The sequence below is a fragment of the Cohaesibacter celericrescens genome, assembly GCF_002866925.1.
Classification (GTDB): Bacteria; Pseudomonadota; Alphaproteobacteria; order Rhizobiales; family Cohaesibacteraceae; genus Cohaesibacter; species Cohaesibacter celericrescens.
In genome coordinates this window covers 1-12,006 of sequence record NZ_PKUQ01000019.1, presented here as the reverse complement: position 1 = coordinate 12,006, position 12,006 = coordinate 1, and the positions used below count along the sequence as shown (strand labels likewise).

The 12,006-nt window shown below is 49.2% G+C and carries 13 protein-coding genes, 1 pseudogene and 1 riboswitch; of the genes and pseudogenes, 8 read left to right on the top strand and 6 right to left on the bottom strand.

Features of this window, described 5'->3' with window-relative positions:
- The first annotated feature begins 41 nt into the window (after positions 1–41).
- Positions 42–255, top strand: a riboswitch (cobalamin riboswitch).
- Positions 256–482: 227 nt separating this feature from the next.
- The 3 genes from C0081_RS10880 to C0081_RS10870 are packed head-to-tail and all read left to right on the top strand — an operon-like array spanning position 483 to position 3,651.
- A complete protein-coding gene (locus C0081_RS10880) occupies positions 483–1,970 on the top strand; it encodes an ABC transporter substrate-binding protein (RefSeq protein WP_245417924.1) in 1,488 nt (495 codons plus the stop codon).
- Between the two features lie 8 nt (positions 1,971–1,978).
- Positions 1,979–2,896, top strand: a complete 918-nt coding sequence (locus C0081_RS10875) for an ABC transporter permease (RefSeq protein ID WP_180966842.1) — start codon at positions 1,979–1,981, stop codon at positions 2,894–2,896.
- Positions 2,893–3,651 (top strand): ABC transporter permease, encoded by a 759-nt coding sequence (locus C0081_RS10870; RefSeq protein ID WP_101533860.1) that lies wholly within the window; start codon positions 2,893–2,895, stop codon positions 3,649–3,651. The genes C0081_RS10875 and C0081_RS10870 overlap by 4 nt, the downstream gene beginning before the upstream one ends.
- A 288-nt stretch (positions 3,652–3,939) precedes the next feature.
- Here C0081_RS10870 and C0081_RS23410 read toward each other — a convergent pair whose 3' ends face one another.
- From C0081_RS23410 to hisI, 3 genes are read right to left on the bottom strand one after another with little or no spacing between them, the layout of a single operon-like run.
- Positions 3,940–4,218, bottom strand: a complete 279-nt coding sequence (locus C0081_RS23410) for a hypothetical protein (protein ID WP_101533859.1) — start codon at positions 4,216–4,218, stop codon at positions 3,940–3,942.
- Complete coding sequence (locus C0081_RS10860) at positions 4,218–5,264, bottom strand: CobW family GTP-binding protein (RefSeq protein WP_245417925.1); 1,047 nt, start codon at positions 5,262–5,264, stop codon at positions 4,218–4,220. The genes C0081_RS23410 and C0081_RS10860 overlap by 1 nt, the downstream gene beginning before the upstream one ends.
- Positions 5,265–5,305: 41 nt before the next feature.
- On the bottom strand, positions 5,306–5,779 hold the full coding sequence (gene hisI, locus C0081_RS10855) for a phosphoribosyl-AMP cyclohydrolase (RefSeq protein ID WP_101533857.1): 474 nt from the start codon (positions 5,777–5,779) through the stop codon (positions 5,306–5,308).
- Positions 5,780–5,915: 136 nt separating this feature from the next.
- Here hisI and C0081_RS10850 point away from each other — a divergent pair, with 136 nt between their 5' ends.
- The 4 genes from C0081_RS10850 to C0081_RS10835 all read left to right on the top strand — a co-directional run bounded on the left by C0081_RS10850 (position 5,916) and on the right by C0081_RS10835 (position 9,236).
- Entirely contained in the window at positions 5,916–6,350 is a 435-nt protein-coding gene (locus tag C0081_RS10850) for a Fur family transcriptional regulator (protein ID WP_101533856.1), read from the top strand.
- Positions 6,351–6,462: 112 nt separating this feature from the next.
- The gene (folE2, locus tag C0081_RS10845) at positions 6,463–7,419 is read left to right on the top strand and encodes a GTP cyclohydrolase FolE2 (RefSeq protein WP_101533855.1); all 957 of its coding nucleotides are present in this window, start codon (positions 6,463–6,465) and stop codon (positions 7,417–7,419) included.
- A 62-nt stretch (positions 7,420–7,481) separates the two neighbouring features.
- Positions 7,482–7,964 carry a phosphoribosyl-AMP cyclohydrolase gene (locus C0081_RS10840; protein WP_101533854.1) on the top strand — a complete coding sequence of 161 codons (483 nt, stop codon included), beginning with the start codon at positions 7,482–7,484 and terminating at the stop codon, positions 7,962–7,964.
- A gap of 93 nt (positions 7,965–8,057) precedes the next feature.
- Entirely contained in the window at positions 8,058–9,236 is a 1,179-nt protein-coding gene (locus tag C0081_RS10835; RefSeq protein ID WP_101533853.1) for a CobW family GTP-binding protein, read from the top strand.
- Positions 9,237–9,343: 107 nt separating this feature from the next.
- Here the strand turns inward: C0081_RS10835 and C0081_RS10830 are convergent.
- Positions 9,344–9,528: pseudogene (locus C0081_RS10830) on the bottom strand (transposase); the annotation flags it as partial.
- 484 nt (positions 9,529–10,012) lie between these two features.
- A complete protein-coding gene (locus C0081_RS10825) occupies positions 10,013–10,444 on the bottom strand; it encodes a hypothetical protein (RefSeq protein WP_101533852.1) in 432 nt (143 codons plus the stop codon).
- A 373-nt stretch (positions 10,445–10,817) separates the two neighbouring features.
- Here C0081_RS10825 and C0081_RS10820 point away from each other — a divergent pair, with 373 nt between their 5' ends.
- Positions 10,818–11,498 (top strand): M48 family metalloprotease, encoded by a 681-nt coding sequence (locus tag C0081_RS10820; protein WP_146006443.1) that lies wholly within the window; start codon positions 10,818–10,820, stop codon positions 11,496–11,498.
- Here C0081_RS10820 and repC read toward each other — a convergent pair.
- The coding region (gene repC, locus C0081_RS10815; protein ID WP_245417923.1) for a replication initiation protein RepC at positions 11,463–12,006 on the bottom strand (544 nt) is incomplete at its 5' end. The two genes, C0081_RS10820 and repC, sit on opposite strands and share 36 nt — an antisense overlap.

Sequence of the window (12,006 nt, the reverse complement as noted above, 5' to 3'; positions counted from 1 at the left end):
GCGTATGCATATTTGGCCAATTGACACTCGAATAAGCGAATGCCAAAACCATGCCAGAAGGTTCTCCCCACGCCAATGCACCGGGAGATGAAAAGGGAATATGGTGAGGGTGACCCAAATAGGGACCAAATCCATAGCTGCCCCCGCAACTGTTAGCGGACAGGATTGTGCAACTATGCCACTGGTTAACACTGGGAAGGCGCCACAATCTGATATGCCGCGAGCCAGGAGACCTGCCTTCAGCAAGGTCCACATCATGGCCTTGATCAACCGGGCGGGGTGTTCCGGCGATTGTCAGGATTCTTCTCCCTGCGATCTCCACCACATCCATGCTCATTGCCAAACATGCTTCGGAGGGAAGTGGTGTCGGTTTTTTTGCTGGTTCCGTGACGGATACGTTCCGTCTGCTTTGCTCGATCTTGTTTATTACCCCATTCTGCCTTCGATGGGAGGGCGGATGGATCGGACATGGAAGAATGAAAATGTCATTCAGAAAAACACTTATTTCCCGCATTGCTTTGACGACCATCGGTATGGTTATCGCTGCAAATGCATGGGCTGTTGAGCCGATTGAAATCGGACAGACTTTCATGACACGCGGGATTGAGCCAACCAAAGGCTCCAACGGTTGGGCATTGGTCAGCCATGGTGTGGGTGAAAATCTCTTTACAGTAGATGCAGCAGGGAGTCTTGTGCCCCAGCTTGCAACAGGTGCCAAGCGTCTTGACGATCTGACATGGGAAATCACTCTGGCCAGTGGCAGAATATTTTCTGATGGATCGCCTGTGACCGCCAAGGCTTTGGCCTCTGGTTTTGAGAGCGTCTTTGCAAACAACAAAGCCGCTCTTGTCACGGGTGGAGAGCTCACGTTCGAGGTTGTATCAGACCTTGCTCTTAAAGTGACCACAGAGAAACCTGTACCGCGCATTCAGGCACTGTTTGCAGAATGGCCACTGATTGCTTTTGGTTCGGGTAAAGATGGTAAAGCGGTTTTTTCTGGCCCCTATTCCGTGGAAAGCTTCAAGGCCGACTCGGTTCTCAAGCTGGTGCCTAATGCCTACTATGAAGGAGCCGAAGATCGCGCATCGGTCAATATCCGCAAGTTCGGAGATGCCCAAGCCATGACTTTGGCTCTGGAATCAGGCGAACTGGATCTTGCTTTCGGCCTTCCGTCCGAGGTAGTTGCACGATTGAAGACCAATCCGGATGTTACGGTTAAATCCTTCCCCGTCGGCTATCAGTATTTCGCCTGGCTGAATACCAGTCGATCAGCTTTATCCGACAAGCTGGTGCGTAAGGCCCTCGACCTTGCTTTTGATCGCGAAGAATTGGTCGTCGCCATCAATGGCGGACTGCCTGCGACAGGGGCCTATGCGCCTTACTTTCCTTTTGCGAGTAAAGAAGTCCGGTTAACAAATCTGGACAAGGCTGCCGCTCTTTTAGACAAAGCCGGTTGGATGAAAGGCGATGACGGTATGCGGGCCAGGAATGGCAAACCTTTGACCCTTTTGGCCCTGACTTACCCTCAGCGTCCTGATCTGGTTACTATGCTGCCTGTGGTGAAAGCGGAGCTGGCACGCGTCGGTATTGCTGTCGAAACCAAGATTGTTGACAATATCATGCAGGCCCTTGCTGGTGGTGATTATGACATCGCGCTCTGGGCTCAGCATACAGCACCGAGTGGAGACCCGGCCTTCTTCCTCAATTCGATGTTAACAACCGGCGCCTCGATGAACCAGGCCCACTATGCTTCCAAAGAGTTTGACGCCATCGTTGCCAAGTTCGCGACCACAAGCGATGGGGCAAGACGCAATGAACTGGCCAAGCAAGCCCAATCCCAACTTTTTGAAGACGTGCCTATTAGCTTCCTAGTCTCCCCGGTCTGGTATGTCGGTCTTTCCAAGCGGCTTGAAAACTACCAGCCTTGGGGCTCTGACTATCATGTGTTGCGTGCTGAAATAGGGGAATAGATGCCGTTATGAAAGCACTCTTGCGGCAATTGCTCAGGATGGTATCAAGCTTGCTGGTGATCTCTTTTATCGCCTTTGTTGTGATTACCGCCATGCCATCTGACCCGGTTGACATTGCCGTAAGAGCCTGGAACCTGTCGGCGACGGAAGAGACCGTCGCCGCCCTTCGTCAGCAATGGGGCCTTGATCAACCCTTCTTGTTTAGATACCTCGATTGGCTCAGTCGTTTTGTGCAAGGCGATTGGGGCCAGTCCTTCCAATCCGGCTTGCCTGTCTTGAATCAGTTTCTTGAACGCCTGCCGGTGTCTTTCATGCTGGGGTTTTGCGGACTGGGGCTTGCTGTTATATTCGCGATTCCGCTCGGCTTTTTTGCCGCTCTCAAGCCCGGTGGAGCTATTGATCGATTCAGCCGATTTCTTTCTGTTTTTGTACAAACAATTCCCGCCTTCTGGAGCGGATTGATGCTCCTCTGGATCCTCGGTGCGAAACTGCACTGGATACGCCCCTTCGCACAGGATCTGAATGCCATTCTTATGGTGATATTGCTTATCGCGTTGCATTCGACGGCAGTTCTTGCCCGTGTTTATCGCAAGGCACTAAGCGATTTTACAACAGAACCCTATTTCAAAACGGCGCTTTCCAAAGGTCTTTCCATGCGGCAAGTCTTTTGGCGTCATGGCAATAAGGCTGCTTTGTTCTCTCTATTTGCAGCAGTCCATTCCGAAGCAGGATGGGTTATTGGAGGAACAGCCACCATGGAAATCCTGTTCAATTTCCCCGGCATTAGTCAACTTCTCGTGCAAAGTATCGAGGCGCGAGACCAAATGATCCTGCAGGCCTATGTGATGGTGGTTGCTCTCTGGATGGTAACTATTTCGATCGTCGTCAAAGTTACTCAGCATCTGCTAGATCCGAGGATTACATGAAACCGCCTTATGGCATAGTCTTGCTCACAATTTTGATCTGTCTGAGCGGCTTGTGGCAGCCCTTTGACCCAGATGCCATCGATGTGTTCCACAAATTCACGCCATCCAACTCGGAGCATCTGCTGGGCACCGATCATTTGGGCCGGGACCTTTTCTCGCGGATAATGGTTGGTGGGTGGCGGACCGGCATCGTATTGCTCTGCGTTGCACTGGTGGGCTTTATCAATGGCTCCTTACTCGGAAGCTTGGCTGCGATTTTGGGCGGATGGGCCGAAGAGGCAATTCTACGCGCAACACAGATATTCATTACCATCCCCACCTTAATCATTGCTTTGTCGGCTGCTGCTGTGTTTGGGTTGTCACCCGTCACTGGTGGTCTTGCATTGGGCCTAGCAGCAATAGGACAACAAACCCTGATGGCGCATGGATTGACCAAACGCGTGCTTGCGCAACCCTTTATCACTGCGGCCTATTCTCTGGGTATTTCCCCTATCGCCATCCTATTTCGTCACGTCTTGCCAAACACTTTCCCAACGCTTTTTACCTACCTGGGCAATCAAATGGGCTCCGCTGCAGTTGCCTATGCCTCGCTTGCGTTCATAGGGCTTGGAGCTGATCCATCAAAACCTGACTGGGGTGGCATGTTATTCGAATATCGCATGTTCATCTTCGACCATCCCAGTCTAATGATCTGGCCCGGTGTCGCGCTATCGCTTGTTGTTCTGACGCTGCACAACACATTTGATCCAGAATAAAGGTTGAAATTTCTTCGTATAAACAATCACAAAATGACATGCGCAATTTTGGTATTTTCACAGACTAATTCTGTCAATTACCGCCTAGAATTACACCAAAAAGGCACGGGATTGCGGACCCGCGGCAGTCCGTAGATTACGGCAATCTAGCAGCCATTCATTTTTTCTAGAGAGCCTGATATGACGGTGGCTTTCTTCAAATGCCTTTACCAACACAAATTCAAACCGAAAGCCTTCGCGTTTATATTTTTAAGTTTCTGGATCGGCATCAATCCGAGGCGGGCTGTTCTAGTCCATCTTGAATACGGCGTTCACAACATCATCGTTAGAAATATCCAGCAAAGCCTTGTGTATTTCGAATTTGCGCGCTGGCACAGCCTTAGAGAGGATCAGGACAACAACCTGCTTGGGTGGGCAGCCTGGCTGGCTGCATGCAAGCTCGTTGATCGAAATAGTAGTATCTTGTTTAAGGGATAGTGCAGACCTTGTCCAAGTCTTGATTTCGGAGACGCGGGCAGGAATCCCTTTCGCCTCAGGGCCTTTGAGTGAAGTATGAAAGCTGATCATTATTTGGAGAACCACCTCCTCTTGGGCTGTTTGGATTTTAGCGCATTGAAGAGTTCTGTGATCGGCTCAATCGGCAGGTTCTTACCAATCAGGATCATGCGATTGCTTTGGTCTGCATCCGGCCAATGGTCGAGACGATAAGTTGGATAAAGTCTATGCTGTACAGCATGTGCGACAAGGGGTTTGGAGGGATCATCCGTCAGCGCGAATATGCCCTTAAGTCTAAGTAGCTTGGCATCTGGATGGCTGGTGATGGTTTCGAGAAAACGGTTCACCGCAGCCGGATCAAGAGGTTCCTCATGGGTAAGTGGCAAGGCCGTTATATCTGCGCCATGGCGGTTTGGGTCATGGTCGTGGGAATGCATGTGTGGATCTGAGAAACGCTCCATAGCAATCCAGCCAATCACGTCCTCAGGCTTGTCTACCGCAGAATATGGTTTTCGTCCTATCAAGGGATAGGGATTAAAGCCGTCTTTCTGGCCGTCGTGAAGTGAAGCGCTTGGATTGAGCATTTTGAGTTCAGCCTCTTTCGGAGGTCCTGAAAGAAGATCTGTTTTGGTAAGAACAATGTGATCAGCAAAAGCTAGTTGCTTCCAGCATTCGAAATGCTCTTGGATGTTTCCACCGCCATTTTCCGCATCGAATGTGGTTATCACGCCTGTCAATTGAAAGGCTCTAGCAACGATATGATCTCTCATCCCGAAAGCAGGTGCTCCGCCTGGAATGAGGCTATTGATAATAGGTGCAGGATCTGCAAGCCCGGTGGTTTCAATAACAACGCGCTTGAAATCGGGGATTTCTTTTTTTCTGCAGGCTTCATAGAGTTCATAGAGAGAGGTTCGAACATCACTCAAGGCGGTGCAGCATAAGCAGCCAGTACTCGTCATAGCATAACCTTCCCGTCCAATATGAACCAGATCATGGTCAATCGAGATAGAGCCAAATTCGTTGACTATAACTGCAGTATCGCGCATGCGATCGTCCGCCAAAAGACTGTTGAGCAGTGTTGTTTTTCCAGAGCCAAGAAAACCGGTTAGCAAAGTCACAGATGTCAATTTGGAGTCTTTATCCATACGCTCAGATAGGTTCAAAGCTGTGTAGGATTGGGCACATCGCCGTAAACGGCTTCGGGGTCGAAAGTTTTCTCACCTTCGAGAAACTCCAGAGGCTGACCGGCAGCATTGTCCACGGGCACCTCACGATAGAAACAGGAATGATAGCCAACATGGCAGGATGCTCCTGAACCTGCGACTTCGACCCGAAGCCAGATTGCATCTTGGTCATCATCGATCCGTGCTTGAATAACCTTCTGAATAAGGCCAGATGTCGCACCCTTGTGCCAAAGTACCTGTCGGGCACGGCTGTAATAATGTGCTTCTCCTGTTTCGACTGTCAATCGAAGTGCCTCTGCGTTCATCCAACCAAGCATCAAGACTTCGCCTGTTTGTGCCTCTGAAGTAATGCATGGCATGAGGCCATTCTCGTCGAACTTTGGCGCAAAATCGGTGCTTTCTTCTACCTGTTCGATAGAGCTTCGCTCCTGAAATTTCAGATTTGTCATTGCCGCTCTTGTAAAGGCTTGAGAAAAATTACTTTATAATATAAAGATCTATGGACGATCATGATGGGAATGTAAAGAGGCGTCGTGATCGAGATAATGACAGTAAGAGCTGCTGGTGATTGACAGGAGATATCTGATGGCAATGCGCGGAGAAAAAATGCAGTCAGAAGTGCTGGGCGTACTTCAGCAAAATCTCGCCCCTCTGACGGCCTATGATGTCCTTGAGCAATTGCGTGGATTTTATCCTAAACTTGCACCTCCGACGATTTACAATGCGCTTTCGGCTCTGACAAAGAGGGGGCAGGTCCATAGACTGGAGTCGCTTAAAGCATACATAGCGTGCCAATGCGACCAACATAGCCATGCCTCTATCATGGCAATCTGTGACGCCTGCGGAAAAGTCGAAGAACGCGTTGCATCTGATGATTTGTTAAAGACCGTTTCTAGCCATGTAGATGAAGTGGGGTTCAAACCTATTCGACACATCATAGAGATCCATGGTGTCTGCGCTTCCTGCAGCTCAGATCAAGGGCCAGAGATGGGCGCCATGGAACGGGAACTTTTGCAATAATAAACTCAAAGCGCAATGACCCCAGAATACGGGCCGGCGATGTGAGGCCATCTTCAAAAATTTTGAAATAAACATCCCAAGCCAATGGCTTTATATGAGGAGTGATAGAGACGTGAATGCGGAACTCCCTGACGTATCAATTTATGATATTGCCCAGATTCAAAGCCCGCTCGCTTGGGTTGGCATGCAAGGCATAGACCTTCCTTTAGCAGTGGTCGAGTCCGGTTATGATCGTATTCTTCATGCCCGCATTGATGCCCATGTCAATCTACCGCGACCCGAGACGAAGGGTATTCATATGTCCCGGCTTTATCGCCTTCTCGACATACTGAGTGAAGGGGATGGGTTGGCGCCTGCAAAATTGAGATTGCTGCTTGAAAGCATGATTGAAAGCCATGCCGATTGTGGCAGCAGCAATGCAAGGCTGAGGATCGCCTTTGACCTGCTGGTTCGTCGCTCCGCCCTTGTGACTGATGGCTTGTCCGGTTGGAAGTCTTATCCCGTGCAGTTAGAGGTGAGCGTGATTGACGGTTCTTTTTCCGGGCGCGTAGAGGTGCGGGTTACCTATTCGTCAACCTGTCCCTGCTCTGCGGCATTATCGCGTCAGGTCGTGGAACAAGGTTTCCGCGACGCGTTCGCCGGAAAAGAAGCGGTAACGCCGGACGAGGTTGCCACATGGCTCAGTATCAATGCATCGCAAGCGACACCTCACAGCCAGAGAAGTGAGGCGCATGTATCGTTAGAAGTTGCTGCTGATGCCAGTGATTTTGGCCTGCTGGATCTCATTGACCGCATAGAGAATGCGGTAAAGACACCGGTTCAGACTGCGGTGAAACGGTCTGACGAGCAGGCATTCGCAGTCCTCAACGGACAAAACCTGATGTTTGTTGAAGATGCGGCAAGGCGAATAGAGGCGGCGTTGTATGATCAGATGCACCTGAGCGTCTATGTGCGCCACATCGAGAGCCTACATCCACATGATGCCGTCGCCTACGCGTTGCCAAATCGCCCCGTTTCGGAGATGGCCTCAAGACAGATAGCAGATGAAGTAAAACTCCAAGATTCATGACAGGCTGCCATGAGGGCGCAAACTCACACTGATCTAGTCAACCAGACAAAAAGGGATAAACCTTGCCGATCACACAAGAAGAGCTTTTGGCTGCACGTACGGCGTGGGGCAACGGGAAGATAGCCATCTCGAAAGCCTTTGAAGCAGGTGGCATTGAGGACGCATGCAAAGTAGCCTCTGCGCATCTTGACGCAATTTACGGATACAATCTGGGGCCCGTTCTATTCAAGCCAACGATGGCAAGCGGAGCTCAAACCTTCCGTCCAACCAAAGATGGTGCGCTGGCATATTTCGTCGGACATTCAGACGCATATCCATTGGATGCCGGATTTGCGATCAAAGGTTGGCGCTCCATGGACAGCGAAACTTCAGCCGAGTTTATTGAAGGCGATGTAGCCATGTGGATGGGCTGGGTCAGCCTGACTGACAAGAGCGGCAATATCACCAAAGTTGACAAGAGCTTTGGTTATAAAAAAGACGCTGATGGTATTCTGCGCATCGTGCTGCATCATTCGTCCCTGCCGTATAAGGCCGAGGCCGGATAAAGGCCCGATCAAACACTTCCCCGACAAATCACATGAATGTTTATAAGTACCAGAGCATTTTCATGATCAAAAAATTGTATAGGAGGCCGTCTATTGGATTCTTCAGCCGCTAACCAAGCTACGCCCATTTCTTTGCTGACCGGTTTTTTGGGATCAGGCAAAACGACGGTTCTCAACTATCTGCTCCAGCAGCCCGATTTGGCGCGCACGGCAGTCATCATCAATGAGTTCGGGGCCATTGGCCTTGATCACGAACTGGTGGAAGCAACCACTGAGAATATGGTGCTGCTCCAATCAGGCTGTTTATGCTGCACCATCCGTGGCGACCTTGTAGAAACCCTTCACGATCTGATGGAACGGAAAGACCAAGCAGGATTTCTAGCTTTTGATCGCGTTTTTATCGAGACGACGGGCTTGGCCGATCCGGCTCCGATCCTGCATACGCTGATAACGGACAAGGTGCTGAAGCATGCATTTTATCTGGATGGAGTTATAACAACCATTGATGCGGCCTCAGGCTCACAAACCCTCGATGCACAAGAAGAAGCCGTCAAACAAGCCGCTGTTGCGGATCGGCTTGTGCTGACAAAAACCGATCTGGTTGATGCTCAAACCATTCAAACGCTTGAGACGCGTTTACGCGATCTGAACCCAAGTGCTCCCATACTTCGTGCCCACAATGGCGCATTGGATACGGCTTCGATCCTGAATGCGGGGTTCGACAATCTTGCAAACAAAAGCGTCGATGTGCAGAATTGGCTCAATGCTGAAGCCTATCAGGATTTAAAACAGCAGCATCATGAAAAAGGTGGCCATAACCATGATCACCATTGTCACGGCCATGACCATCACCATGATGACCACGAGCATGATCACGACCATGATCCAAACCGGCATGATGATCGCATCACAGCCGTCTCATACTCGTTGGATGAACCTATCTCAGCTGCAAAATTTGAAAGCTGGCTTGAGAAACTGGTCTTGGCATGTGGGCCTGACCTGTTGCGCCTGAAAGCCATTGTCCATGTCGAGGGTGTGCCAAAGCCCTTTGTTATCCATGGTGTGCAACACATTTTCCATCCACCTATGCCACTGATGGACTGGCCAGAAAATGATCGCCAGTCACGCATTGTCGTGATTGGGCGGGATATCTCTAATGACTTCCTGAAAGAGAGCTTCGGCATACTTGATCTCGCGTCATCACTAGCAACAGCCGATGGCCAACACCAAGAGCCAGCACAAATTAAGCATCAGAGAGGCATTGTCACTTAAAAACTGAGCCACCTTCAGTCCTTAAAATTGGCTCTGAGGTGTAGCGCGACAATCTGGGTGAGACAGGGCCCCTCTTCCAACCCACAACAAATAATTTGGCAATACCTCCTGAACAGGTCACTTTGGCAGAGCCGCCCATGCCGGTTCTTGGAGAAGGTTGAAAGATCTGCAACAGGGTCGGTCCGGTCCAGGCAGCAAAACAACCGATAAGCAAGATTCAGATGGACTTCATCACATATCCAACTAGCAGCATCCGTATCATCGGTTCGGGATCGATCGAGGGACGATCAATATGCTTTTCTTCATCNCCGCATTTTTCCAAATGCCGTATGCTGTATCCAAACGCCGTTTCTCGTTGAGCACGGAGTGCGAATAAGAAGTCGCCAAAAGCGACAGGTGGGCCCACCACCTCTATCTTGCCGTCCTTTCAACTGAGAAAATATGAGAACAAAAAGAACCAACAGAGAACATATTGAGAAATTATGAGAAAGTATGAGCGCAAAGTAGAATCTATGAGAAAAGGCCAGATATTCACAACAAAAACAGAGAAAATATGAGAACGTATGAGAATTAGTGAGAACGTATGAAAATCAAAGAGCGCGCAGGAGAAATAGAGATCACAAAGTAGAATCTATGAGAATCTTCATTTTTGACCAAGCAGCCGTATCCAAACGGGGTTTACGACGAGAAAAGGGGAGGCTTGTCCCCTGCCCACAAAAAAGCCAAGGGCGTGCCCCTGGCTTATTTTGATGGTCTAAAAGTATCTCGATCAGCGGCTAGCGGATCTCCGCCATAAGATTTTTGAGAGCCTTGAACGTTGCGGTTTTTGTCATATCGTATTTGTCTTTGTTCTTGCCCTTCGGATTGAGCAGCATCCAAACATCACCGGCCACTTTAGTCTGTTTGCCCTTCTTGGAGAATGTCAGCTCGACCTGTGATACCGTCTTGCCCTTCGCCCTGCCCTTTAGCTCATTGACGTTTTCAGCATAGCTTTTGGGAAACGTCTTGCTGAACAGCATGGAGGTGGGCGTTTCTTTCGTCAGCCGATAATCCAGCCCCGAACGGGTGAAAATCCGCTTTGATTTGAGTTTAGCCATTGCAACAGATTTGTTAGTCACATGCACGGCCAGTCCTTGACCGGCAAAGGCGGGCGCACTGTTCACCAGACAAAACGCGGTAACGGCTGCGGCCAAAATGGTTTTCTTCATTGTCTTTCCTAGCGAATAATTTCAATAACACTATTTTAGTCATCAGAAGAAATTAGTCTATAATTTCCATGACTTAGGTACGATACTCGCTATAATAACGTTAAATCAAAATCAGGAAATTGTTGAGGCTGTTTTGTGTTCTTTTGTTGGTTTTTTAGCGATCAGTTTGGTTCGAGCAATAAATTTGCTATTGGCCTGTGTGTCTTCGTGGATTGTTACCTTGCCTGTAGTTTCATTCTCACTTGGGGCCCTATCCTATTTTTACGATGTGAGTGCGATCAATAACGACATAGTTTTTCTTTCTTTGGTCAGCCTTGTGACCTTTGGCCCGGCAATTATTTCCTTTTTCATATTCCCAATTGGCAACTGGATCATGGATCATCAATTAGGGTGTCGTCGCCCTTCCAAAAGGGAGAGTGATCTACTGAACCAAATCAGAACCACATTGCTCGCAGCCTCCAAGAAAAATAATATTCGGCTTCCAAACATCATATTTAGGATTCAGGATACCCGTGAAACCAACGCTTATGCCTATGGAAGCAATCGGGTGGCCTTCACCACTGGTATGCTACGTGAATATGCAAAAACTGAAAACCAAATTGAACTATTGGCCGCTGTAGCGGCTCATGAAATTGGACATCACAAAAATGGTGATTGCGCCTTTTGGGCATTTGGGAACTATGTTCTATTCCCCTACAAAGCCAGCATTTACATTCTGAATATGCTCTTTAGCTGGCTTCCCCTGATTAGCTATGTCAATTTGGCCTTCATCAATTTGATCAATATTCCTGTTCACGTTGCAAACTTTCTGGACCGAAGCATCAGCCAATTTGTTGAGTATCGTGCGGACAACGTGGCGGCAAGATTGCTTGGTGCGAAGCATTTTGCAGATGTCCTAAACAGCTTTGCAATGGCCGATGAATGGAGCGGCGGCGGTGTTCTGGCCTCGATGCAACGCTCTCATCCAGCATCCGAGTTGAGAAGAGATAAAGTCCTGAAGGACTTTCCACCTGCTCCGTCATCGGACGGTCTTGCTGCACAAACCGTGCAATGATTTCACCAAATTCAGCTGTTCTTCGCCTGCGCGGTCAATCATCGCCCTGAAATAAGCCGCCGGGTGCGAAATTAACTCGGGATCGCGCAACGCTTTCTCGGCGATAACCGCCAGACAGACCAGTGCAAGTAGGTTTCCTTGTCGTTCCACCCCATGCCCAAACTCTCGGTCGCCCAGACCGATCAGAAGTTTGAGGGTATGCCCGGATTTCATCAAATCAGGCCATGAATTGAATTGTTGCCCAATGGTTTCCTGCGTTTTGGGGCACGCTGCTTGGATCAAACCAATCGAGACGTGATCAAGGCAATCGGTTTTTTGCTCCCCTGCCCTTTCGTTTTTCTCAAATTTTTGCTGGTCTTGCGGGATTTGCCGCCTAGGCTTTTTCCGCAAAGCCATTTGAGCGGCTTGTCCGCTCTCAGGAATATTTAAGTCTTGCTCGTTAGAGCAAGTCTGCCTTTGTTTATTACTATTTTTTGAATCGGGAATGGGTGTATTAGATATAGTTGCG